Source organism: Pedobacter arcticus A12 (genome assembly GCF_000302595.1).
GTDB classification, from domain to species: Bacteria; Bacteroidota; Bacteroidia; order Sphingobacteriales; family Sphingobacteriaceae; genus Pseudopedobacter; species Pseudopedobacter arcticus.
Window position 1 is genome coordinate 803,362 of sequence record NZ_JH947126.1, and the last position, 22,493, is coordinate 825,854.

The 22,493-nt window shown below is 35.6% G+C and carries 28 protein-coding genes; 10 read left to right on the plus strand and 18 right to left on the minus strand.

Annotated elements, in window-relative coordinates; all coding sequences use genetic code 11:
- On the minus strand, positions 1–1,338 hold the full coding sequence (locus tag B176_RS0110510) for an efflux RND transporter periplasmic adaptor subunit (protein ID WP_017258770.1): 1,338 nt from the start codon (positions 1,336–1,338) through the stop codon (positions 1–3).
- A gap of 24 nt (positions 1,339–1,362) precedes the next feature.
- Positions 1,363–2,739, minus strand: coding sequence for a TolC family protein (locus B176_RS0110515; RefSeq protein WP_017258771.1), 1,377 nt, complete (start codon positions 2,737–2,739; stop codon positions 1,363–1,365).
- Positions 2,740–2,951: 212 nt separating this feature from the next.
- On the opposite strand from B176_RS0110515, the gene B176_RS0110520 reads away from it, so the two are divergent.
- Together B176_RS0110520 and B176_RS0110525 are read left to right on the plus strand one after the other, a co-directional pair.
- On the plus strand, positions 2,952–3,734 hold the full coding sequence (locus B176_RS0110520) for a polysaccharide deacetylase family protein (protein ID WP_017258772.1): 783 nt from the start codon (positions 2,952–2,954) through the stop codon (positions 3,732–3,734).
- Positions 3,735–3,891: 157 nt separating this feature from the next.
- The gene (locus B176_RS0110525; RefSeq protein ID WP_017258773.1) at positions 3,892–4,872 is read left to right on the plus strand and encodes a BtrH N-terminal domain-containing protein; all 981 of its coding nucleotides are present in this window, start codon (positions 3,892–3,894) and stop codon (positions 4,870–4,872) included.
- Positions 4,873–4,995: 123 nt separating this feature from the next.
- Here the strand turns inward: B176_RS0110525 and B176_RS19425 are convergent, their stop codons facing one another.
- The 11 genes from B176_RS19425 to B176_RS0110580 all read right to left on the minus strand — a co-directional run bounded on the left by B176_RS19425 (position 4,996) and on the right by B176_RS0110580 (position 11,454).
- The gene (locus tag B176_RS19425) at positions 4,996–5,460 is read right to left on the minus strand and encodes an REP-associated tyrosine transposase (protein ID WP_202803343.1); all 465 of its coding nucleotides are present in this window, start codon (positions 5,458–5,460) and stop codon (positions 4,996–4,998) included.
- Between the two features lie 868 nt (positions 5,461–6,328).
- The gene (locus tag B176_RS0110535) at positions 6,329–6,691 is read right to left on the minus strand and encodes a DUF4180 domain-containing protein (RefSeq protein ID WP_017258775.1); all 363 of its coding nucleotides are present in this window, start codon (positions 6,689–6,691) and stop codon (positions 6,329–6,331) included.
- 43 nt (positions 6,692–6,734) lie between these two features.
- A complete protein-coding gene (locus tag B176_RS0110540; RefSeq protein ID WP_017258776.1) occupies positions 6,735–7,163 on the minus strand; it encodes a cupin domain-containing protein in 429 nt (142 codons plus the stop codon).
- 87 nt (positions 7,164–7,250) lie between these two features.
- Positions 7,251–7,640, minus strand: coding sequence for a DoxX family membrane protein (locus tag B176_RS0110545; RefSeq protein WP_083852705.1), 390 nt, complete (start codon positions 7,638–7,640; stop codon positions 7,251–7,253).
- Positions 7,637–8,188 carry a dihydrofolate reductase family protein gene (locus B176_RS0110550; RefSeq protein WP_026063266.1) on the minus strand — a complete coding sequence of 184 codons (552 nt, stop codon included), beginning with the start codon at positions 8,186–8,188 and terminating at the stop codon, positions 7,637–7,639. Before B176_RS0110550 ends, B176_RS0110545 begins: the two co-directional genes overlap by 4 nt.
- A 106-nt stretch (positions 8,189–8,294) precedes the next feature.
- A complete protein-coding gene (locus B176_RS0110555) occupies positions 8,295–8,546 on the minus strand; it encodes a hypothetical protein (RefSeq protein ID WP_017258779.1) in 252 nt (83 codons plus the stop codon).
- Between the two features lie 32 nt (positions 8,547–8,578).
- Complete coding sequence (locus B176_RS0110560) at positions 8,579–9,013, minus strand: VOC family protein (RefSeq protein WP_017258780.1); 435 nt, start codon at positions 9,011–9,013, stop codon at positions 8,579–8,581.
- 184 nt (positions 9,014–9,197) lie between these two features.
- Positions 9,198–9,584, minus strand: a complete 387-nt coding sequence (locus B176_RS0110565; RefSeq protein ID WP_017258781.1) for a VOC family protein — start codon at positions 9,582–9,584, stop codon at positions 9,198–9,200.
- 17 nt (positions 9,585–9,601) lie between these two features.
- Positions 9,602–10,042 carry an SRPBCC family protein gene (locus B176_RS0110570; RefSeq protein WP_017258782.1) on the minus strand — a complete coding sequence of 147 codons (441 nt, stop codon included), beginning with the start codon at positions 10,040–10,042 and terminating at the stop codon, positions 9,602–9,604.
- A gap of 70 nt (positions 10,043–10,112) precedes the next feature.
- A complete protein-coding gene (locus B176_RS0110575) occupies positions 10,113–10,691 on the minus strand; it encodes a Crp/Fnr family transcriptional regulator (RefSeq protein ID WP_026063267.1) in 579 nt (192 codons plus the stop codon).
- Between the two features lie 229 nt (positions 10,692–10,920).
- The gene (locus B176_RS0110580; RefSeq protein ID WP_051130020.1) at positions 10,921–11,454 is read right to left on the minus strand and encodes an NADPH-dependent FMN reductase; all 534 of its coding nucleotides are present in this window, start codon (positions 11,452–11,454) and stop codon (positions 10,921–10,923) included.
- Positions 11,455–11,747: 293 nt separating this feature from the next.
- On the opposite strand from B176_RS0110580, the gene B176_RS20270 reads away from it, so the two are divergent.
- The gene (locus B176_RS20270; RefSeq protein ID WP_017258785.1) at positions 11,748–13,616 is read left to right on the plus strand and encodes a sensor histidine kinase; all 1,869 of its coding nucleotides are present in this window, start codon (positions 11,748–11,750) and stop codon (positions 13,614–13,616) included.
- A gap of 186 nt (positions 13,617–13,802) precedes the next feature.
- Here B176_RS20270 and B176_RS0110590 read toward each other — a convergent pair whose 3' ends face one another.
- From B176_RS0110590 to B176_RS0110600, 3 genes are all read right to left on the minus strand, one after another.
- The gene (locus B176_RS0110590; protein WP_017258786.1) at positions 13,803–14,471 is read right to left on the minus strand and encodes a head GIN domain-containing protein; all 669 of its coding nucleotides are present in this window, start codon (positions 14,469–14,471) and stop codon (positions 13,803–13,805) included.
- A 168-nt stretch (positions 14,472–14,639) separates the two neighbouring features.
- Entirely contained in the window at positions 14,640–15,083 is a 444-nt protein-coding gene (locus tag B176_RS0110595; RefSeq protein ID WP_017258787.1) for an ester cyclase, read from the minus strand.
- A 96-nt stretch (positions 15,084–15,179) separates the two neighbouring features.
- Positions 15,180–15,758, minus strand: coding sequence for a Crp/Fnr family transcriptional regulator (locus B176_RS0110600; protein WP_017258788.1), 579 nt, complete (start codon positions 15,756–15,758; stop codon positions 15,180–15,182).
- A gap of 93 nt (positions 15,759–15,851) precedes the next feature.
- On the opposite strand from B176_RS0110600, the gene B176_RS0110605 reads away from it, so the two are divergent.
- A complete protein-coding gene (locus tag B176_RS0110605; RefSeq protein WP_017258789.1) occupies positions 15,852–16,361 on the plus strand; it encodes a Crp/Fnr family transcriptional regulator in 510 nt (169 codons plus the stop codon).
- Between the two features lie 51 nt (positions 16,362–16,412).
- Complete coding sequence (locus B176_RS0110610) at positions 16,413–16,976, plus strand: DinB family protein (protein ID WP_017258790.1); 564 nt, start codon at positions 16,413–16,415, stop codon at positions 16,974–16,976.
- Between the two features lie 124 nt (positions 16,977–17,100).
- On the opposite strand, the gene B176_RS0110615 is transcribed toward B176_RS0110610, so the two are convergent.
- Positions 17,101–17,733, minus strand: coding sequence for a YceI family protein (locus tag B176_RS0110615; RefSeq protein WP_017258791.1), 633 nt, complete (start codon positions 17,731–17,733; stop codon positions 17,101–17,103).
- 290 nt (positions 17,734–18,023) lie between these two features.
- On the opposite strand from B176_RS0110615, the gene B176_RS0110620 reads away from it, so the two are divergent.
- The 5 genes from B176_RS0110620 (at position 18,024) to B176_RS0110645 (ending at position 21,509) form a co-directional block, all read left to right on the plus strand.
- Entirely contained in the window at positions 18,024–18,995 is a 972-nt protein-coding gene (locus tag B176_RS0110620; RefSeq protein ID WP_017258792.1) for a c-type cytochrome, read from the plus strand.
- Positions 18,996–19,030: 35 nt separating this feature from the next.
- Positions 19,031–19,564, plus strand: a complete 534-nt coding sequence (locus B176_RS0110625) for a dihydrofolate reductase family protein (protein WP_017258793.1) — start codon at positions 19,031–19,033, stop codon at positions 19,562–19,564.
- Positions 19,565–19,609: 45 nt separating this feature from the next.
- Positions 19,610–20,074, plus strand: a complete 465-nt coding sequence (locus B176_RS0110630) for a GNAT family N-acetyltransferase (protein ID WP_040540410.1) — start codon at positions 19,610–19,612, stop codon at positions 20,072–20,074.
- A 117-nt stretch (positions 20,075–20,191) separates the two neighbouring features.
- Positions 20,192–20,482 carry a Bor family protein gene (locus tag B176_RS0110635; protein ID WP_202803344.1) on the plus strand — a complete coding sequence of 97 codons (291 nt, stop codon included), beginning with the start codon at positions 20,192–20,194 and terminating at the stop codon, positions 20,480–20,482.
- A 325-nt stretch (positions 20,483–20,807) separates the two neighbouring features.
- Entirely contained in the window at positions 20,808–21,509 is a 702-nt protein-coding gene (locus B176_RS0110645; RefSeq protein WP_026063268.1) for a hypothetical protein, read from the plus strand.
- A 12-nt stretch (positions 21,510–21,521) separates the two neighbouring features.
- Here the strand turns inward: B176_RS0110645 and B176_RS0110650 are convergent, their stop codons facing one another.
- On the minus strand, positions 21,522–22,247 hold the full coding sequence (locus B176_RS0110650; RefSeq protein ID WP_017258798.1) for a LytR/AlgR family response regulator transcription factor: 726 nt from the start codon (positions 22,245–22,247) through the stop codon (positions 21,522–21,524).
- Positions 22,248–22,493 lie beyond the last annotated feature (246 nt).

Sequence of the window (22,493 nt, forward strand, 5' to 3'; positions counted from 1 at the left end):
CTATTTCTTATCGCCCATAAAAAGCTTGCTCTTCTCTACAACTTCCACATCCATTTTATCTTTTAAATCTTTAGAAATAGCCGCATAAGGTGCGCTTACCACCTGTTGTCCAACTTTTAATCCCGACAAAATCAAAATATTCTGGTCGTCCTGAATTCCAGTTTTAACCTCTACCTGCTTGGTTTTACCGTTCTCCACTACAAAAACGTACTCCTTAGCCTTTGATTTTCCTTTTTTAGTATTCTCAGATTCGTCTTTAGGTTTATCAACGTTGTTTTCTTCCGGCTTTTCTTCTTCGCGTACCGTTACAGATTGAATTGGCACCACAATACCCATTGTTTTTTCTGTTTGGATATCAACCGTAGCAGATAAACCTGGTTTAAACGGAGAGTTAGTTTGCCCCTTGTTACTCAATTTACTGTACGACTCAGCTAAAATCCGAACCTTCACCCTAAAATTTGTAACCTCGTCTGTTCCGGTACCCACCACATTCGCCGAACTCGCAATCTCCGTTACAATGCCTTTAAACTTCTTATCCAAAAATGCGTCAACCTCAATTAGTGCGGTATCACCCAAACTTACACGGTTAATATCGTTCTCATTTACATCCACATTAACTTCCATACTGTTTAGGTTGGCAATGGTCATAATTTCGGTACCGCTCATTTGCGCTGTACCAACCACACGTTCGCCTTTTTCTACCAAAAGTTTAGATACTACACCATCAACTGGCGCATATATATTGGTACGGGCCAAATTATCACCAGCTTCTTTCACGGCCGCTCCAGATTGCTCTAAACCAAACTTTGCGCCTACTACGCTTTGCTTTGCAGACTCTAAACTCGCTTTCGCTGATAAGTATTCGGCCCTTGCTGCATCAAATTCAGATGCCGAAACAACCTTGTCTTTATAAAGCTTTTCTGTTCTACGATATTTGGCTTCAATGTTTTTAAAACTAGCTTCCGACTGTATCAACTGTTGTTGGCTACCCGCTACAGAGGCTTTTTGCGCATTGTAAGATGCTACACTACGCTCGTAACCCGAAACCAAGATATCTGGTTTTATTTTACAAAGCAATTGCCCTTTTTTAACCAGATCACCTTCTTTAACATTCAGCTCCACAATTTCTCCCGATACTTCTGGGCTCAGCTTTACTTCAACCTCTGGCTGTATTTTACCACTGGCAGAAACCGTTTCTACGATATTCTTTTTTTCGACTTTAGTTACCGCAACCTGTGTGGTTTTGCCTTTACCAATCCAGCCCATTTTATTTGCCACTACTACAATCACAACCAAAACAGCGGCTATAATCAGTACGTTTCTAAGTGTCTTATTCATATTCTTGTATTCTTAATTTTTAGCTTATAAGGTTAAAGGGTTGCCCAAATAAAAGTCTATCACTTTTTTTCGGAAGATAACATTGTATTTTGCCTGTATAAAATCAAACTCGGCTTTGTTGTAATTTGTTTGCGAGGTATTGAGCTCAATTACGTTTGCTAAACCCACATCATAACGCTGTTTAATGGCGTTGAATGCATCTTTCGATGAGTTAAATGCACTCTGTGTGGCGCTATAACTTTTTATAGCAGATTTTAAATCCTGCACCGCTTGATTAACAACTTTGTTGAGGTTGTTTTTCACCAACTGCTCGCTTGCTTTTGCATTTTCGAAACGGATTTTAGCTATATTATAACTAGAGCGAGAGCGGTAATTATTAAAAATTGGAATCGATAAGTTGAAACCCAAAGCTTGTCCAAAATTTCGGTTCAGCTGTTCGCTAAACGGAATTTTAGTACTGATCACTTGACCGCCAGTTCCAATAGCCCGATCATAAGCATTACTCGAATAGCTGTTGTAAAGCTGACCGCCAAAGCTTAGCGTAGGATACAAACCACCTTTTGCAATTTTAACACCAAATTCAGAAGCCTTGGTACTATATTCCGCAGCCTTAATATCGGGATAATTGGTCACGGCTTTGCTGTAAACCTCATAACCGCTGTACTTACTTTCCATGGTTTCTAAATTTTCAATTACCGGCACTTGTAACGTAATGTTACGCTCAGGATCCATTTCCATCAATTGCTTTAGGTTAAGCATAGAAAGTTCAAAGGCATTTTGCGCATTGGTTAAACTTAGCTCATTATTGGCAACTTGAGCCTGAGCTTGGGAAAGATCTGCTTGGGTGTTATTACCAACCTTAAAATTCTTTTGCGCCACACCCAACTGTTGCTGAGACAGCGATAATTGTTGCTCGCTGGCTTTAGTTAAATCCTGATTGTTTAAGATCTGTAAATAGGTATTCACCACAGAAAGCGAAAGGTCGTTTTTCACTTTCTCTACATTGCTTTGATCAGATGCCAACAATGCTTTGTTCTGTAAAATTTGATTTTGCAGTCGAAAACCGCTGAATAAATTGATGTCTGTGGATAAATTCCCGCTAGCGGTATTGCTACTTTCGCTAGTTATTCCTCCAGAGGTTTGATCAAAATACAAACCGAAACGCTTGTTTGCAGAAAACGAGCTGTTTAAACTTGGATAGAGCTCAAATTTAGATTGCTTTAAATTTTCATCGGTAATGGCAGACTGAAACTGCGCTTGCTTAATCTGCAGGTTGTTCTGCAAGGCAATATCCACCGCCTGCTTTAGCGTGACAGTCTCACCGCCTTGTGCAAAAACGTTTGTGGCAACAGAAATAGCCAACAGTACAAACAGTGGCAATTTTAATTTACTGTATTTCATTTGGTTAAATTATCTGCAATTCTAAATTTATAGCTACTTTAGTTGGGAAGAGCATGTTTAAAATTCATCTAATAATTTGTTTATGATTCTTTTTGGCTACAACTGCGTTAAATTCTTCAAGATAGCTTCCGGCTATCTCTCCAAAATTTGCCTTGTTTCACTCAAAAATAACCTCTAAACAATTTTAAAATATAAATTTAAACAGGCTCTTAATGTTCTTTTTAACAAAAACCCCTTACTTACTCAAAAAGTTTTACCCCAAACAGCTTATCTGGAACAAAAGCAGAGCCGAAAAGGTAATTTATTTAACGTTTGACGACGGCCCCATCCCTATTGTTACACCTTGGGTAATAAAAACCCTAAAAAACTTTAATGCCAAAGCTACCTTTTTTTGCATTGGCGATAACATTACAAAACATCCCGAAATTTTTGAACAGCTTAAAGCCGATGGACATACCATTGGCAACCATACTTTTAACCACTTAAAAGGTTGGAAAACCGATGATGAAACGTATTTGGCAAACTTTTTAAAATGCCAGGAACTAACGCAGACAAATTTATTTCGCCCACCTTACGGGAGGATTAAGAAATCGCAGATTGAGAAAATTTTGAATAATGGGTATCAAGTAGCTAGTATCGAGTATCAAGATGATTTGAAGGGTCAAGAATCAAGTATCAAGTATCAAGATGATTTGCAGATTCAAGAATCAAGTATCAAGTATCAAGATGATTTGCAGAGCCCTTACACCTTAAACCCTAAGCCTCAGACCTCTATAAAGCCTCACATCTCCATCATCATGTGGGATGTTTTAAGTGGTGATTTCGACCCGAGTTTAAAGCCTGAGAAATGTTTACGGAACGTTTTAAACTACACAGAAAATGGATCTGTAGTTGTTTTTCATGATAGTTTGAAGGCTTGGGATAGGTTGGAGTTTGTTTTGCCTAAAGTGTTGGAGGTTTGGAGGGATGAGGGATTTGAGTTTGGGGTATTATAGCTATTTTCCCGAGTGGTTAGTTAAATTAATTTTCTAAATTGGAAAATTATCACTGTTAACAAATTGTACATATACAATCAACGGCTGTTGTGTTTGTGCAATTGAATTGCAGATATATGTAAGTTAGCGGTCCGCTAAAATAACATCACAGTAGACAATGAAAATAGAGAAAATTAAACCATTTGACGGACAACATTGCGAAACAACTGCGACAGGAACTTTGTTGCGACAACTTGACATTGAACTTTCTGAACCAATGCTTTTTGGTTTGGGCGAAGGTCTTGGATTTATATTTTGGAATATGAAATCAATGAATTTTCCTTTCATTGGTGGACGAGTAAAACCAGATGTTTTAACTGAAAATATTGCAAGAAATCTAAATCTTGAATTTACAGTAAAAGAAACAGCTTCAACTCAAAAAGCTTGGGACAATGTAAAGAAACTTATTGACAGCGGTCAAGCAGTCGGCTTAAAATTAGACTGTTTTTATTTACAATATTTTTCAAGACCTTTTCATTTTGCAGGACATTATACAGCACTTTACGGCTATGACAACGAAAATGCTTTTTTGGTGGACACAAAACAACAAGGTGGACAAGTACAAACAAGTTTGAAAAGTTTGGCTTTGGCAAGAGCAGAAAAAGGTCCGATGTCATCAAAAAATTTGTATTATACATTGAGTAAAACAAACAAAATGTTTGACTTGAAAACTGCAATTATTTCAGCAATTAGAAATAATGCAACTGAATATATTAATCCACCAATTACAAATATTGGGTACAAAGGAGTTTTAAAAACAAGCACCGAAATAGTTAAATGGTTCAAAACAAGTAACGACATTGAAAATGAGTTCAAGACATCTGCAATGCTTATGGAAAAAGCAGGAACAGGTGGAGCATTATTTAGAAACTTGTACCGAGACTTTTTAATAGAAAGCTACGACTTGCTTAAACTTGACAAACTAAAAACAGGACACGAAGCATTTGTAGAAATTGCAGCACTTTGGACTTCGGTTTCTCAACTATTTGAGAAAGTAAGCCAAACGAAAGACTTTAAATTTATTCAACAAGCATCAGATATTTTAAAAACAATATCAGACAAAGAAAAAAAGACAATGGAAATATTGGCGACAATATAGCCGAACTACTAACAGGGGTTTTGCAAAAAAGCGGGTTTAGTGCCAAATTGAACATCCAGCTGTTCGACATGTTCCGCAGGGCATGTCGAACTCATAAATAATGTGGATTTGCAATCCACCACGCTAAGCAAATCTACTCAACTCCAACAAGCCCTCCCTCACACCATAAACTGTTCCACAGCTACTATATAAATATTCCTCCTCTTTCTCCACCAAGCCTGCTCGAACCGGATTAAAATGAATATAATCTTGCTTGACATTAAAAAAATCTAGTTCTCTAATTTCTTCGGCATAATAACCTTCCTGCCAAAACAAAACAGATTCATCTTTCTTCAGAAGCCATAACAGCCAATTTTTTCTGCTCTCCTTTTCGTTGTTTTTAATCGCTACGGTAATTTGAGAAGCGGTGAACTTTTTAAAATCTCTGATAATATCACTGAGATTATCTTTTTTAGTGCTGATGATTAAGTGGATATGATTCGTCATTACTACCCACGAAAATATTTCCAGTCCTTTATTTTGCTGACAATACCTCAAACTTTCTAGCAGAATATCAATATAGCTTTTCGAGTAAAAACATCTACCCATTGGTTTATTGTACAGGTAATAAAATAAACTCCTTTCTGGTCGTAAATTCTATAAGTTAAAGCCATTTATAAATATTGGATTTTTAAGCTTATTCTACAAATTAAACAACGGGGATTATAAACCGTTTTCGAGGTTGAGATACCCTGCGGAACATATCAAACAGCAAAAATGGAAATATTTACTTACCTAGAGACGAAAAGGGGATTACAAATCCCTTTCATCTTTAAGTTCGACATGCCCTGCGGAACATATCAAACAGCAAAAATGGAAATATTTACTTACCTAGAGACGAAAAGGGGATTACAAATCCCTTTCATCTTTAAGTTCGACATGCCCTGCGGAACATATCGAACAGCTAAGGGGATTATAAACCGTTTTCGAGGTTGAGATACCCTGCGGAACATATCAGACAGCAAAAATGGAAATATTTACTTACCTAGAGACGAAAAGGGGATTACAAATCCCTTTCATCTTTAAGTTCGACATGCCCTGCGGAACATATCGAACAGCTAAGGGGATTATAAACCGTTTTCGAGGTTGAGATACCCTGCGGAACATATCAGACAGCAAAAATGGAAATATTTACTTACCTAGAGACGAAAAGGGGATTACAAATCCCTTTCATCTTTAAGTTCGACATGCCCTGCGGAACATATCGAACAGCTAAGGGGATTATAAACCGTTTTCGAGTTTGAGATGCCCTGCGGAACATATCAAACAGAAAAATGGAAATATTTACTTACCTAGAGACGAAAAGGGGATTACAAATCCCTTTCATCTTTAAGTTCGACATGCCCTGCGGAACATCTCGAACAGCTAAATTATTTGTAGTTAAACTGTCCATATAAATTAAGGCAATTAGCTTCAATCATCTGCTGGAAAGAACTTTTAGTGCTTCTTCCTTAGAGACCATGAAATTAATATGTTTGGCTTTATTACTTTCATAGACAAACTGATGCAAGCTTTCACTGGTGTATTTAGAGAAGTCGCCAACGATTGCTAAGCGAACACGATAAGTGGAAAATTTCTGGAGCACTTCTCCTGCAATTCCAGTTTTAAGATCAAAAAAATCGGGCGTAATGTTTTTTTCATAAATTAAAATTTCATCAAATCCCTGATAGTATAAATTTCCCAATAAGTCAATTCCATCTTCAGATTTATTGATAATCATGTCATCCGAAATTACTTCTGCAACCTCTATATTATTTATTCTATGAGTTTCAATCTTCATTTAATTTTTATGTTGTTATAAATCTCTTATAAAGTTCAAGTTCTCAATATCCACGTTTGTTTTGTTGAGGATGGTCTCCAAACCATTTTACGATTGCAGGCATATCTTTTTCAAAACCGCCGGGAATAAAAAAGTTTAATACGCCTGTTTTCTCAGTGGTTCTGTTGGCAAAATCGTGAATTGTATTGGCAGGAATCCGGAGAAATGTCCCTTTTTCTGCATCAATCCATTTTTCGCCAACAAGAAATGAGGTAATACCTTCCAAAATATAAAACACCTCGGCGTTTTCTGCATGTTTGTGCACACCGGGTCCTTGGGAGTTAGGCGCTAACCACCATTCGGAAACGCTGTATCTCTCATCGGTTTCGTTTTCATCTGCTTTAAAAATTGCCGTCATTGTTCCGCAGTTGTAAACTCTGCCTTCGTCGGGTTTCAGTATAATTTCGTCTGATTTATTTTTGTGGTGTTTCATAATTGAAACTGAGTTTTCTAAAGATATTATGCAAATAAATTTAGTTTACAATTCTTTAAATACCATCTGGATATTGCCATCATTAGCTTAGCCCACCAAAGGCAAATACTTTCTACGATTATTAACCATTATCCAAATTAAAATAGCCCATAAAACAACTACAAGTGGAAGACCGCTACTGTCTTGGACGATATTGGTCAATGTAATACCGAACATTACAGGTAAAATTATCAACGCACCCAGCGCTCTGGTTTTTGGAATAATTATTAATAATCCTCCAACAATTTCAGCTACACCAACAAGTGGCATTACCCACCCAATTTCGTTAAAGGCAGCTACTGCTCGGCGCATTTTTTCTGATAAATTTTCTGGCATTGGCATGTAGTTAAGGAACTTATTTAGACCAGCGTTGATAAACATTAGCCCAAATAACAAGGAGAATAGAAATAAGATTTTGTGTTTGATTGAACTTTTCATTTTATGGTTGGTTTATAGTAAATTATTATAGCACCGCTACTTAGCGTTTTTGTTTTTATAAGTTTAAAGATAGCCCTCCTGCTTATGTTTTCAAACAAAGACAAACCGCTTCCTGCTACAACAGGGTGAATGCAAAGTTGAAATTCATCAATTAAATCAAGTTCAATCAACTGTATAATTAAGCTCCGGCAGCCTACCAAAATAGGCTTACCCGATTGCTTTTTGAGCGCTAAAACGGTTTCTTCAAGATCTTGGTTTGCCAACTTTGCACTTTTCCAATCTACCTTTTTAAGCGTACGAGAAAACACCACTTTGGGAATATTGTCCATTACTATCGCGAAATCATCCATTGATTTTTCGCCCGAAGGGTGCTCTGCCAAGGTTCTCCAAAACTCCATCAATTGGTAGGTTATCCTTCCATATAACACCACGTCGGCATTCTTCAATAAGTCTGCGTAATGCTGATGTAATTCACCGTCTGCATCAACTGCGGTATGGTCACAAACCCCATCAAGCGTCATATTTATTCCTGCGATAAGTTTTCTCATATCTTTTTCTAACGCTCATTATGGTTGGTTAGGTCCATCGTTTTATCTTTGATTCCAATTTTTCCATTTACCTACCATTTATTGATAAGGTAAGTGCGGTATTCAGTTATTGGAAACATCTGTAGCTGAAGAGCTCGGTAGTATCAACAAGAACTTGAACGCTAAAGCCGAAGTTATTCAGTAAATCAACAATCTTAAACACCTCAATAGTCTCTAAATCCGATTTCACCCTTAAGATGTTATCGCAATCGTCTAAATCAAAGTTAATTTCATATACAGGAAATAGTTCGCACAGCTGATTTAATAAAAAATCTGCTTCTTTATGATTCTTAACGTTTGTACTAAATACCTCCACCATACCTTTAAAAATTCGAACCGAAAAGTCTGCAACTACTTCGGCAAATCATAATTAATCATCCAGTTAACCCCAAATCGATCTTCCCACATACCGAAATAAGCTCCCCAAAAAGTAGTTTCTAAAGGCATGGTAACTTTACCACCTGCTGAAAGCGCCGCAAATAATTTATCGGCTTCCTCCTTAGAATTTACGCCTATCGAAACTGAAAAATTATCCCCAACTTTAAAACTAGTGCCCATGTTCGGCAAAATATCACTTCCCATCAAGGTAGTTTCTGTACTGATTGGGAGATTTACATGCATTAACCGTTGTTTTAATTCTTCAGAAAGTGGAGGTATTCCTTCTTGGGGAGGCATTTCGCCAAAGCGGGTTAAGTCTTTAAATTCTCCGCCAAAAGCAGATTTATAAAATTCAAATGCTTGCTCGCAATTTCCGTCAAATGTTAAATAAGTGTTTACTGTTGCCATTCTTTTAGTTTTATTTAATTAAATATCATTTTCATCCATGAACGCTCTTAACGCTTCTTACTTGATCAATTAGTTCCTTCAGCACTCCGAAAGGAGTTTTCTCGGAACACGGCTCTTCTGCTTTATGTGTAAAGAAAGCGCTAATTTCCTGAAGGTTTGGATTGTCAAAATTTTAGTTTCTAAATTACTTTAAAGAATGAATCCCCACCGTATTTCCTTCTGTATCAGAAATTAACACCATAAAACCATACTCGCCCAAGCTTTCTTTTGACGTTAGAATCTTCCCACCTGCCGATACCACACGGCTCTCTTCTATACTACAATCCTCTCTTTCAAAATAAACTATTGTACTGTTGCCGCCGGCTTTCATCCCATCCATTTTCACCAATGCACCTGAAGCCGTATTTTTAGATTCCATATTCATTGGGAAAGCCAGCATTTGCATCTCAGTTGATGCTGGAAAAGGTAAATCTTGCATTTCAAGGTCAAATACTTGCTCGTAAAATTTTTTAGCTCTCTGCAAATTGTCTACATAAATTTCGAACCAACAAACTGGGTTAACATTTTTCATTTTTTTATGATTTAGGTTTATATTTTTTGTTCAGCAAGTTGTTTCACCAAAGTCAGGCTTTTAGGGAAAGCATCTGCAAAATATTCTTCCATGTTTGAAGCCACATCAACAATAACCTGTAATTCTGTGCTGGAATCGGTTTCTTTTTTTAGATGATAAATCTCTCTTGCACCTTGCCAAGCAAAATCGGTTTCGATACCATCTTTTATTTGCTTTTGGTGAACGAAAACGATTTGCTCATTTTTAACCAATTTCTGAATATACGAGGTCATCCCTTCTCGTTCTTCCTTCAAAAATTTGATCGTGTTACCTTGTTTTAGCTCGCCGGTGTAATAATTACCTTCACAAAATACGCTCGTCCATTTTCCATAAGTTCTAGGATTCCAAAGTGTATCCCATACTCCTTCCCGATCCGAATCGATAAAAATTGAAAACGACAGCGTTTTTAGGTTTTTCATTTCTGGCTTATTTGGTTTATCAAAAATAGAAACACACCAGTTAAAAAAACTTAACTTATGTCAAGAAATATCAACTAGAAACCAATTCTTTACGGATGCGACTGAGCGAAGTATCTGCAATTCCTAAATACGATGCGATTTGCTTTAAAGGTGCTTGTTGGATAATTGGTGGGCGTTGCTCCATAAGTTGTAAGTATCTAAAAGAAGCCGATTGCGTAATCATTTCTATCGAACGCTGTTGAATTTGAAAAAGCTGAGCAGACATCCACTCACGGCCCCACTCTCTTACAGATTCCATACTGTGGTATAAATACTGAAAATCATTGAACTCAATTTTCCAAACGATGGCATCTGTAACTGCTTGGATATTCTGCACCGATGGAATACGCTGAAACAAAGACGACACCTCGTTCACGATCTCGTTTTCACAAATAAACTGCGTGGTAATCTCATTACCGTTAAAGTCGTTTACATAAAAACGGATTAAGCCTGATTCTACCAGATAGTATGCATTTGCAATTTTCCCTTCCTTCAAAAGGAAATCATTTTTTTTTAAAATAACCTTTTGATGTAGCGAAACAGTTTTTTGCAGGTCGAGCGAAGTAAACATTGGATGACTATAAACAGTCTGAAATAGTGTAGGTTCCATAGGTGTTATTTAAAATAAAAGTACAAATTGTCGGTTTAAAACAAAAAATCAGACGGCTTTAATTTCGATAATGTATCTGCTTTTCAAACATTTTGTGTTGAGCACAAAAATTATTTTTTTACTCTACAAACACTATCTGATAATTTGTAGTTTACACCCTTGAAAACAACAGCGAAATTTAACTTTGAGCAGAATGACTTTAAGACACAAGGTTAACTACAAACCTTATTTATTTTAACGCCAACAATCCCACAAAATCATCAATAAACTTCTTCAGTTTTTTAAGAGTTAATTCGTCCTGCAAATCACCATCAGCATCAAACTTCCCTTTTATTCCTTGAATCAACAAGGAGGTTTCATTACTCAGCGTTGCCATTGCTGTCTGCATAATTAATTGTAATTCTTCATGCGCTTTAATTCCGCTTGCAGAAGCAGTAATAATTCCAACTGGCTTATTTGAGAACACGGTTGTAGAAATGCACCATTCAATAGCATTTTTTAATCCGCTTGGGATACTGAAAACATATTCAGGCGAACATATAATTACTCCATCCGCTTTTTCTACTGCTAACCTAAAATCTTTGATTAACTGAGGAGGATTGTCCACAGAAAGATCAGGATCAAAACTGGGTAGTAATTTTAGACTATTAAAAACTGTTATGCTTAGTTTTCCTTCTGCCAACGTTTTTATTTTTTCTACGAGTTTAAGATTTGCAGACGCTGAGCTTGCGCTACCAACAATTGCTAATACGTTTTTCATCATTATAAATTATGCTATTATTTCAATTTTCAACCTTGTTCATTAATTACTTTCTCACACATACGCTCCATTTATTTTTAGCTATTTTCCATTGTTACGGGTTTTTATTTCCGTTTCAATATTGTTGTTATAACTAACATTAGTCAAAAAAATCAATGTTGTTTATCGTCAAAAACAAACCTTCTATCTCCTTAATCTACTATTAACCACGTTTTTATATATTTCTGCTGTATATTAGATTCCAATTACAAAAAACCTAATAAAGTGCCTGCATTAACTAAGGAAACGTTGCCGATATGAATATTAAGAAAGCTTTTCTTTTCCTCTCTTTTTATCTCAGTATTAATTATACGGTAGCTGCCAATTCTATAATTGATCAACTACAAGCCAATCATATTCCTTTCAGCAAAGAACTCGAGATAGCAAAAGTGCATTTAAAAAATAATATGCCTGATTCGGCCATGGTCCGACTAGCTTCCGCCAAGAGGATGTTATCTTCTGAAACAGTGCGAACCAAAAAACCAGAATATCGCCAATACCTAAAAGTTTATTTTGATGCACTCATAAAACAAAACAAATATAAGTTGGCTTTGCAAGTGGCGCAACAAATATTGGTGTTAAGCAACCAGTTTAACGATAAGCAAGAAATAGCAGAATCTTACTATTCGGTGGCATTAGCTCAAAGTAGACTTGGACAACAAAAACAAGCCACCGAGAATGTTACCACTGCACTTAAAGTTTCTGAAAACTTAACAAACTACAGTGAACAGGGGAAATATTATATTTTTTTATCTAAGATATTTTTTGAATTAAGAGACGGTAAAAAAGCACTTTATTATTCAACCAAAGGATATGATTTACTTAGAAAAAGCGGTAATAAAAACCTCGTGAAAAGTAAAATAACCTTGCCTGCTAGCGAGATGCTAAGTGGGAAGGACGACCTTGCATTAAAACACTTAAAACAGGCAGAACTAAGCATCGACAAAAAAAAAGAACCTTTCCAAACGGCGCAGATCTATTTGTTTTTGAGCCATGTTTATTATAAAAAGAAGCAGTTTAACAATTCTTTAATCGAATTAAAAAAAATACCAGCCTATTACCCCTTTACAGAAAAAACATACCCCGACTTGAGGTTGCATGTTGAAATGGCAATGGCGCAAACGCTGTGTGGTTTAAATAACTTCGAAAGTGCAGCATATTATTTCGAAAGAAACATTGCCAAAGCGTTTGAGAAAATGGATTCGAGCGACATTAAGGAATGCCTGCAATTGGGATCTAAAATACAAGAGGGAATAGGCAACAATACCAAAGCATTATTTTACCTTAAGAAATACACCAGTTATAGCGACTCCCTCAACAATTTATCTATTGAGAAAGCCATACACGAAACTGATGTTAAATACCAATCATCTGTTAAAGAAAAAGCAATCTCAGATCAAAAATTATTACTCGCTAATAAAGACAATGAACTTTACAAAAAAAACCGTTATATCCTGATCAGCTTCTCTGCTATTATACTCCTTGTTCTAATTACTTTTATCGGTTTCTTGGTATATCGAAATAGAAATCAGTCTATAAAATTGAGTCTGCTTAAAGCGCAGATTCACCCCCATTTTCTGTTCAACACGCTTAATAACCTTTACGCTTTAAGCATCACCAAATCAAATGATGCGCCAGCGGTAGTAATGGGTCTTGCTAATATTTTAAGATATGTGCTTTACGAGTGCAACACCGCTACCACCAATCTAAAAAAAGAAATGGATATCATTTCTGAATATATTTTGCTCGAAAAAATAAGATATGGTCAACGTTTAGAAGTAAATGTGCACAACCAAAACGATTTAAATAGCTATCAAATTGTTCCATTATTGCTACTTCCATTGGTGGAAAATGCCTATAAACACGGCGCCAGTAAGCTAAAACAGGATTCTTGGATAAATATAGAAACTAGGATAAAGGAAGGACATTTCATTTTTAAGATTTCGAACAACAAACCAACTATTCAAAATGAAAGCGGTACAAAACCCGAACACGGTAACATTGGTTTAAAAAACATTAAAACAAGATTAGATATTCTATATCCCAAAAAACACAGATTAAAAATAACCGACGCGGAGGATATCTTTATTGTATTGCTAGAGGTTCCTGTTTCTACATCCGCGTAATTATCCTGATTGTTTTGGGTACATTATCCATAAATCTATTTCCCTGTTTCGCATTACTTTGAAGCATTTGATTACTAAAAGCCATTAATCTCGATTACGCAAGATTATGTTATCATAAAAAACCCTTACAAAAAATTGATTGATCAATTTTTTGTAAGGGTTTAATAATTTAAATATTAGTATTACCTACTTCTTAACTGCTTTTCCCGAGCCAGAGATTTCTGTGGTTAAAACAGGATTTCCGTAATAATACACATTCCCGCTACCAGCTATTTTTACGTCAAGTTTATCTGTTACGGTGGTCGTAATACTTCCGGAGCCTCGTGTTTCTGCATTAGCGTTTTTGGCGATTATTTTTTGTAAATCGCAATTACCTGAACCGTAAATTTCTGCTTCAAGATTATTGACCTTTAAAATCCCGTCGAACTTAATATCTCCAGAACCGCTTATGTTGGCCAAAAAGATTTCTTGCGAACCAAAATTGCCCGAGAGTTCAACAGTTGCGCTTCCATAAGTACTTACTCTATTAATTTTAGGCATGTTGATATAAACTTCAATATCGTCAGACTGTACATTAACATCCTTGCTATACTTTAATATGAGTTCTCTATTTTCAACCTTGGTTATAAATTTTGAAACCAAATTTTCTGAGCCCTTTACTTCTATTTTAAAAGTACTGCCAGGCAATATATACACTTTTGAAGCTCCAGAAACACCTACTTTATCAAATTCGCCAGTGGTTCTTGTCACAGTTATCTGTTTGCCACTTGGCGAAATTTTCTCTTTACTACACGCTAAAACAAGTAATAGTAATACCCCTATCGGAAATAATTTTGTGCTGATTAATGTTTTCATATCTATTTTAAATTTATTCCGCAAAAAAAACAAATTCTATTCAAACAAATAGCTAACGTAGACAGAAAGCAAGTTTAACACCTCCATCGGCAGTAACAAGTTGTCGGTTTGTATTTTACATGAAAATTTTTGGATGAAAGAGTATAGCGTATCAATTGCGTTAGTTTCTTATTGAACAACTTTACAGCTATTGTTAGTGTTCTTTAACTGATTTTCTATAGCGTTGCCGTCAATTAATGCCCAATGTTCTTTTATTTTCCCTTCTTCCATTCTATAAAAACGAAAACCGTTTATAGAAAACTCTAAATGGGTAGGTTTTATATCCCGCCAAACACCTATATGCTTTAGCTTCATCGTTATTTTGAGCATCACTTTATCATCTTCACAAACCATATCGCCAATTATCGTTTCGTGTTCAAACGATTTACCAGTCGCTGTAATCCAAAATAAGGTACCTTCTTTATTAGGGGATAGCGTAGGTAATAAGGAATGATCAACATAATCTGCACTTAAGTAATTTTCAATGTCCGTTAACCGATTTTTATTCCAGATTACATCAATAAACTCCCGCACTATTGATTTATTGGTTTCGATATTGCTTTTTGTGCTCATTTATAAAATTTATGATGCGTTAGTGAATCCCAACACAGCACAAAGATTATTGCTTTAAAAATCTGATACCTGAGACAAAAGTCACAAAATAAAAAGCTAGTTCTTTTTTCTAATCCTAGTTAAGGTTTCACGGCTTAACCCTAAATAAGAAGCTAATTGCGTTAAACTGATGCGTTGTAAATACTGAGGATGGTGTTTGGCAATGTAATGATAGCGTTCTGTAGCCGAGTAGAGCTTAAATAGATTGCTATGCTCTTCCTGCGCCATTAATATCTGCTCTAAAACTTCTCTCCCAAAAAAGGTAATTTCTGGCGAATATTCGTACAAATCAATCAGCTGGGTTTTGTCAAATTGATAAATTAAAGCATCTTCGCCTGCTTGTATCACAATATCAGAACCTAACTGAGAACGTAGACTCTTTAGGTTGGTGGCAAACTCCCCTTCAAAACTAAAGTTTAGGTTTATAATTACGCCGTCTTTATTATAAGATGATTTTAAATATCCTTTTTCAACAAATAAAATATTCTTACAAATTTGCCCTTCTTTTAAAACGACAGCTCCCTTAGCGTATTTTTTTTGTTGTGCAATTCCTAATACTTTTTCAATACTTTTATTAGAAATATTGTGGTGATGTTTTAGTTGCTTGTACAACAAAGTATCAGAAGAACAAGTCATTAGCTCGATGAATATTTAGAAATGACACAACATATTTTTAGGTTAAAATACTAATTTAGATTATTTCATCATATAAAAACAATTAACTAGGCAATGATTGATAGCTTACGCTCCCTTTCTGAGAAAACGATTACGGTAAACAGAAACCAATATTTAAAAGTAGCTGGAAGTATTGATACCAATATCTATTTTATTGAAAGCGGTAGCCTACGTATCTTTGTTTTGAATGATGATGATGAACAAGTAATCAGGTTTGGCTATAAAGAAAACCTGATTGTCGCATTAGATTCATTTTTAAGCAACCGGCCATCGGGTTTATTTATACAGGCCATTAAAAAAACAGTAGTTAGGGTTATTAATAAAGTACAATTTAACGCTTTGTTAAAAGATGAAACGGTAAAAGAATTATGGATTAAAACACTAGAAAACCTAATTATACAACAACACGAAAGGGAGATTGATTTATTAACGAGTTCTCCAAAAAAACGTTATGAAAGCGTTATGAAACGAAGCCCTAAGTTGTTTCAAGAAATCCCCGAAAAGCATATCGCAAACTACTTGCGCATGAGTGCAGAAACTTTATCGCGGTTAAAAAAATCATGATTCAAATCAAGATTTAGAAAATGTTAATCTTCCATTTTTGTAAAAAAAATTATGGAATCAGAAAAATTAATTCAAACGCTTATAGAGCAAACTAGGCAAAACATGAATGCCGTTGAAAACCTCAAAGAACTCGATACGGGCTATTTAAACTCCCGCTTATCAGAAAATTCATGGAGTATTTTAGAATGTATTGAACACCTTAATCTGTATGGCGATTTTTATTTGCCAGCCTTAGAAAAAAACATCCAAAAATCAACCACTATCCCGAGTTCTGATTTTAATACTGGCTTTTTAGGAAACTACTTTGCAAATAGCATGTTGCCAAAACCGGGATCTAAAATGAAAACATTTAAAGATAAGGATCCAATTTATACAGATTTAAACCGAGCAGTAATTGATAACTTTATCAACCAACAAATCAAACTTTTAAAACTGATAGAATTATCCCGTTCAAAAAACTTGAATAGCATTAGAATTCCAATATCAATTACAACACTTATAAAGTTAAAATTGGGTGATACTTTTCGCTTTTTGATCAATCATAACATTCGGCACATTCACCAAATTGAAACCATTAAAAGCCACTTACCCCAAGTTCTAACGCATCAAATCTAAACAAAAAGCCAGTGTAAAAACCGATTTCCCTCTCTACCTTGGGTTTTAAACTGGCTTCTTCCATAACATCAAAAAAAGCCCACAGATAATCAAATCTACAGGCCTCACCGCTCCTATTTTAAAATTAATTTCTTGTAGCCTTAAGCTCTAAATTTACGCCTACATTCTTTAGAATTCGGTCCGCATCCGGATAAGAATTATCTACATGATAATTCATTCCCCACACGGTTCTGTCAAACTCAAAATCGGCTTTTATCTTCAGATTATCTCCATCGAGCGTAATAACCGCCGGAAATTGTACCGGATGTGTGTGCCCCAATAAGGTCATTTCTGCTTCAACCATAAACTTATCGTCAGAAATCTGACGATTAACATGCTTTGCAGAAATAACTGCAATTTTTACATTGGGATGCATGATTGCATAAAAGAAATCAGCTGTTTTTAAATGCTGTTCCAAAACGGGTTTAAGATCTGGAGGTAGATTAGTAACATCAATTGAAGATATTGGAACATCAAACTCGCCACGTTTTAAATTCCCTAAAACATTGGTTTTAAAAATTTCAGCATCAATTCTTCCGTAAACTTTAATATTTCCCTCGTTTACACGCCCGTCGCCGGCTTTTCCTATCCATTTGATTTTAGAATTTTCGGCTAGCGTAAAATTAGTTAGGTTTGGTAATGGCTTTTCTTTATCGTGTTTGCATGCACTGAAAGCCATAACGCTGATAAAAGCGAAAGTTAAAATTTTCTTTTTCATTGTTTTATAAAATTATTTTGCAAAAGGAGGTCTTTAGGCTTTTTATAACAAAATTTATCGACCAAAACACAATAATTAGCTCTGTAATGCACTTTATCGATTCTATATTTCATTTTCTCAGGCTCAAAAATTAGCAGGAAAATGCAATTGGAGTTAATCTTTAAAAATTGTACATCGGCTATAGCAACAATAAATATTATTCGTTCGTACGCTCAATATTGTCGTTTGTCGACAGCATTTCCTATTTATTGTTTTTTATCCCACTTTTGAAGAAAATAAAATCTTTAAAAATGAAAATTTTAAAATCGATAGGAATTATTTTATCAGTAATTGTGTTGTTAGCACTTGCAGGTGGCATTTATGTAAACTCCACTTTACCCAATACCGGAAATGCTGAAGTTATTAAAGTAGAAGCAACAGCACAACGTATAGAAAGAGGCGAATATTTAGCAAACCATGTGGCCGCTTGTATGGATTGCCATAGCAAAAGAGACTGGAACTTATACGCAGGCCCAATGGTTAGCGGAACTTTAGGAAGTGGTGGCGAATTGTTTGACGAAAACCTGGGTTTTCCGGGAAAAATCTATGCGCCAAACATTACTCCGCATACATTAGCTGGTTGGACAGATGGCGAAATCATCAAAGCAATTACCACTGGAAAAAGTAAGGATGGTAGCGCACTTTTCCCGCTGATGGCATATCCCAGATTTGGAAAAATGGACAAGGAAGACGTATTAAGTATAGTTGCTTACCTAAGATCTATTGCACCTATTACGAATGTTATTCCCAAAACTGAGCTCGACTTTCCGGTGAATCTGATTAATAAAACTTTGCCTAGGAAGGCACAATTTAAAAAGATTCCAGCCGAAAAAGACAGCGTAAGTTACGGGGCATATTTAGTAAATGTTGCCGGTTGCGTAGATTGCCACAGCAAGACAGATAAAGGGCAGGTTATTGCAGGTACCGAGTTTGGTGGTGGTATGGAATTTAAGTTCCCAGACGGTACTTTAACATCGCCCAACATCACCATGCATAAAACAAATGGCATAGGAAATTGGAGTAAAGAGGCTTTTGTACAGCGTTTTAAAATGTATAGCGATACTACTTACCAGCCCGAAGTTGTTGGATTGAGTGTAAATAATACGCCAATGCCTTGGAGTATGTATACCGGGATGAAAAACAAAGATTTGGAGGCGATATACGCTTACCTTAAAAACTTAAATCCAAAAGACAATAAGGTTGACAAACGTGTTTATAATTAATTGTACCGGGTTATCTCGATAAAATATTTTTAAAATTGAGCAGAAAACTAATTTTATACATCGCAACAAGTTTAGATGGTTATATAGCGAAAACAAATGACGACTTAAGTTTTCTTTCCTTAGTTGAACAAGAAGGACAAGATTATGGTTATGCCGATTTTGTTAAAACTGTAGACACCGTGATTGTTGGCCGTAAAACTTATGATAAAGTATTATCCATGGGCTATGATTTCCCCCACGTTGATAAGGACTGCTATATCCTCACAAGAACTCCTAAATCTACCAATGGTTCTTTAAAGTTTTATACAGGCAATATTAAAACGTTAGTTACACTGCTTAAGTTAAAAGACGGAAAAACTATTTTTTGCGATGGTGGAGCAGAGACCGCAACCGAACTGATAAAAAACGATTTGATTGATGAGTATATCATCTCCGTTATTCCGATTTTGTTGGGCGACGGAATTAGGCTTTTTAAGGACGGCAGGCCCGAGCAACAGCTTGAACTGCTTTCAACAAAACAATTTGAAAAAGGACTTACACAACTACATTACAAGCGTTTGAAAAAATAGATCAATCGCTAACTATCATTGATAAAAATCCAAAATGCTAACAAGATGATGATCAGACAAGGTAGGTGTAACGATGTAACACAACTAAAAACCTTGGTTATAAACACCATTGAAAACACTTGCAAATCGGATTACAACAGTATACAGATTGAGGCTTGGATTTCGGCGATTGACGATGACCAACGGTGGCAAGACATCCTCAACAATCAGATGGCATTCATCGCACAGGATGGAGAAATAATCACCGGGTTTTGCACCTTAGCCGAGGGTAATTATATCGATCTTTTTTATATTCATCACCACTATCAACGGAAGGGAATTGCCAAGTTGCTTTACGCTGAGCTTGAGAAAGAAGCGAAACGGCAATTACAAAAGGAATTAACAGCCAACGTTAGTAAAACAGCAAAAAGTTTTTTTGAAAACGTGGGATTTTTAGCTGTAAAAGAACAATCTGTAAAAGTAAAAGGTGTGGCCTTAACAAATTTCAAAATGGTAAAAAAGATTGAGTGAATAAGTTGCAGTCTAAACTTCAAAAAAGTCCATCTGTCGACAAAATACGATCATTCAACCTCACTAATTTCAACCCTTTTTAACAAGCCCTAAACTTGTTGAAAAAACAGAATGAAAATGAAATTAACAAAAGTATTTTTTGGACTAGTATGCACAACAACGCTATTGTCTTCTTGCTACTCTTACACAGCTGTAGTTGGAAAAGGTCCTCAAACCAATGAAAAAGTTGTAAAATGGAATCACTACGTAGTGTACGGGTTAGCACCAGTTGCAGTAAGTGATGCAAAAACTTTAGTGGGCGATGCAAAAGATTATTCGCTAAACATTCAGCATAGCTTTGTAAATGGATTAATAGGAGCTATAACCTTCGGTATTTATACACCAACAACCGTTACCGTAACAAAATAAAATTTATTCCGTCTGGTCACTCTCGGTTTTAGTTTCAGTGTTCGGCCAGGCGGATAAATTTTTATTAGATATGAAAGTTTTCTTTAAAATTATTCTTTTCCTGGTTCTCGTCATAAGTGCAAGAGAGGTTATCAATGTATTGAGATATAATGAAACACTAAATAGCTACGGAATTGGTTACGTTTTAGGGAATAGCATTATTAGCCTCGTATCAATTTTCACTATCATTTTAATCTCATTTAAAAAACCGAAATTGCCTAAAAAATTTATCTTAAATACTGAAGTCAGCAAATAACATCGGTGTTTTAAACAAAACCTTTAAGAAATGATAGAGAACCTGCCAATCTATATCTCCATCACATTTGCATTAACGACAGCAATGGCTTTTGTATTCATTATGCTATCGATCAAAAACTCTGGCTCAAGGAAGAATATTGCGATAGCGATGAGCCTATGGCTGGCTGTTCATGCTTTACTCACCATAAAAGGAGTTTACAATGCAGAAACGGATTTGTTTCCACCAAAAATAATGATTTTCGGAATCTTCCCTCCAATCGTCACCATTATCATATTATTCTTATCCGCTCAAGGACGAGACTTTATTGATAGTTTATCGATAAAAACGCTAACGTATTTACACCTTATTAGGCTACCGGTTGAGATAGTATTATTCTGGCTTTTTTTGAACAAAGCTGTCCCAGAATTAATGACTTTTGAAGGGCGTAATTTTGATATTATTGCAGGAATAACCGCACCTTTTATCGCATATTTTGGGTTAACAAAAAAAATGCTTCACCGAAATGTGATTTTGATCTGGAACTTCGTGTGCCTAGGTCTACTAACAAACATTATTTTTATCGCTCTTTTATCTACACCTTCACCAATCCAGCGATTCGCATTTGAACAACCGAATATCGCGATCTCAAATTTCCCGTTTAGCTGGCTTCCAACATTTGTGGTGCCAATTGTCCTGTTTGCACACTTAGCTTCTATTAGAGCTTTATTAAAGCAAAAAACACTTATTTAAATTGATGCTAGCCTAGCTGAGTACTCTTAATTGTCTCTGGCTTTCTAGTTTGTAGTTTCTACCGATAGGCAATTCTTTACCTAAAACCTCAATACTGTAAGAGTTATAGCTTTCTATTTTATCTATCGAAACCATAAAAGAACGGTGGATCCGCAAAAATTTATCATCGGGCAACAGTTCCTGCAACACACTTATTTTCTGTTTACTGACTAAAATCTTGTCTTTTAACGCCACTTTAATATAATCTTTAGCGCTTTCAACCCAGTAAATCTCGTCAACTTTAACCTTCACCATTTTTCTATCTACGCGTAAATACAGAACGGTTTCATTAGGTAACTGTAAAGGTTCATTTGCAATGCTAATTTTAGAAGTTGCTTTCAGTTTAAATAACTCAAACACTTTTTCTATCGCTTTCAAAAACCGGTCGAACGGAATGGGCTTTAACAGATAATCTACAACGTTTAAATCAAAAGCTTCAAGAGCATAATCTTGATAAGCGGTAGTAAAAATCACTTTAGGCGGGTTTTTCATACTTCTCAAAAAATCTATCCCAGATAAGCCTGGCATATTAATATCTAAAAAAATTAAGTCGACCTGGTTTTTTTGTAAAAAACTAAAAGCTTGAATAGCATTATTGCATTTTGCTACTACCTCAATCTCAGAGAAGTTTTCAACGTAATTTGCAATTACTTCGATAGCGTAAGGCTCATCGTCGACGATTAAAGTTTTTATTTTCATTGATTAAAATTATAATTTTCTATTGGTTAGTTGTGCATCTGCTATACTTATTGTTGCTCAAAAAAACGTCTTCCACTTCCAAAGTTTTTAGCTGATGGCTTAAGGTTAGATGCTTTGACGTTTAGATTGTTACAGTGGTAAAGGCAATACGTAATTGAGGAGAAAACCGTAACAACCTTGCTGAAAAAAGAATCGAACTTTGAACCTTTTTGAATGAGAAACAATCGATACTAGACTAGTTATAAA

Coding starts and splice junctions, on each gene's coding strand:
- B176_RS19425 (WP_202803343.1), bottom strand. CDS start 5,460: ATGGGTAGATGTTTTTACTCGAAAAGCTATATTGATATTCTGCTAGAA.
- B176_RS0110510 (WP_017258770.1), bottom strand. CDS start 1,338: ATGAATAAGACACTTAGAAACGTACTGATTATAGCCGCTGTTTTGGTT.
- B176_RS0110590 (WP_017258786.1), bottom strand. CDS start 14,471: ATGAAAACATTAATCAGCACAAAATTATTTCCGATAGGGGTATTACTA.
- B176_RS0110635 (WP_202803344.1), top strand. CDS start 20,192: ATGAAATTAACAAAAGTATTTTTTGGACTAGTATGCACAACAACGCTA.
- B176_RS0110600 (WP_017258788.1), bottom strand. CDS start 15,758: ATGACTTGTTCTTCTGATACTTTGTTGTACAAGCAACTAAAACATCAC.
- B176_RS20270 (WP_017258785.1), top strand. CDS start 11,748: ATGAATATTAAGAAAGCTTTTCTTTTCCTCTCTTTTTATCTCAGTATT.
- B176_RS0110565 (WP_017258781.1), bottom strand. CDS start 9,584: ATGAAAAATGTTAACCCAGTTTGTTGGTTCGAAATTTATGTAGACAAT.
- B176_RS0110620 (WP_017258792.1), top strand. CDS start 18,024: ATGAAAATTTTAAAATCGATAGGAATTATTTTATCAGTAATTGTGTTG.
- B176_RS0110550 (WP_026063266.1), bottom strand. CDS start 8,188: ATGAGAAAACTTATCGCAGGAATAAATATGACGCTTGATGGGGTTTGT.
- B176_RS0110570 (WP_017258782.1), bottom strand. CDS start 10,042: ATGAAAAACCTAAAAACGCTGTCGTTTTCAATTTTTATCGATTCGGAT.
- B176_RS0110540 (WP_017258776.1), bottom strand. CDS start 7,163: ATGAAACACCACAAAAATAAATCAGACGAAATTATACTGAAACCCGAC.
- B176_RS0110555 (WP_017258779.1), bottom strand. CDS start 8,546: ATGGTGGAGGTATTTAGTACAAACGTTAAGAATCATAAAGAAGCAGAT.
- B176_RS0110545 (WP_083852705.1), bottom strand. CDS start 7,640: ATGAAAAGTTCAATCAAACACAAAATCTTATTTCTATTCTCCTTGTTA.
- B176_RS0110515 (WP_017258771.1), bottom strand. CDS start 2,739: ATGAAATACAGTAAATTAAAATTGCCACTGTTTGTACTGTTGGCTATT.
- B176_RS0110605 (WP_017258789.1), top strand. CDS start 15,852: ATGATTGATAGCTTACGCTCCCTTTCTGAGAAAACGATTACGGTAAAC.
- B176_RS0110575 (WP_026063267.1), bottom strand. CDS start 10,691: ATGGAACCTACACTATTTCAGACTGTTTATAGTCATCCAATGTTTACT.
- B176_RS0110650 (WP_017258798.1), bottom strand. CDS start 22,247: ATGAAAATAAAAACTTTAATCGTCGACGATGAGCCTTACGCTATCGAA.
- B176_RS0110630 (WP_040540410.1), top strand. CDS start 19,610: ATGATGATCAGACAAGGTAGGTGTAACGATGTAACACAACTAAAAACC.
- B176_RS0110615 (WP_017258791.1), bottom strand. CDS start 17,733: ATGAAAAAGAAAATTTTAACTTTCGCTTTTATCAGCGTTATGGCTTTC.
- B176_RS0110645 (WP_026063268.1), top strand. CDS start 20,808: ATGATAGAGAACCTGCCAATCTATATCTCCATCACATTTGCATTAACG.
- B176_RS0110610 (WP_017258790.1), top strand. CDS start 16,413: ATGGAATCAGAAAAATTAATTCAAACGCTTATAGAGCAAACTAGGCAA.
- B176_RS0110560 (WP_017258780.1), bottom strand. CDS start 9,013: ATGGCAACAGTAAACACTTATTTAACATTTGACGGAAATTGCGAGCAA.
- B176_RS0110520 (WP_017258772.1), top strand. CDS start 2,952: ATGTTCTTTTTAACAAAAACCCCTTACTTACTCAAAAAGTTTTACCCC.
- B176_RS0110595 (WP_017258787.1), bottom strand. CDS start 15,083: ATGAGCACAAAAAGCAATATCGAAACCAATAAATCAATAGTGCGGGAG.
- B176_RS0110580 (WP_051130020.1), bottom strand. CDS start 11,454: ATGATGAAAAACGTATTAGCAATTGTTGGTAGCGCAAGCTCAGCGTCT.
- B176_RS0110535 (WP_017258775.1), bottom strand. CDS start 6,691: ATGAAGATTGAAACTCATAGAATAAATAATATAGAGGTTGCAGAAGTA.
- B176_RS0110525 (WP_017258773.1), top strand. CDS start 3,892: ATGAAAATAGAGAAAATTAAACCATTTGACGGACAACATTGCGAAACA.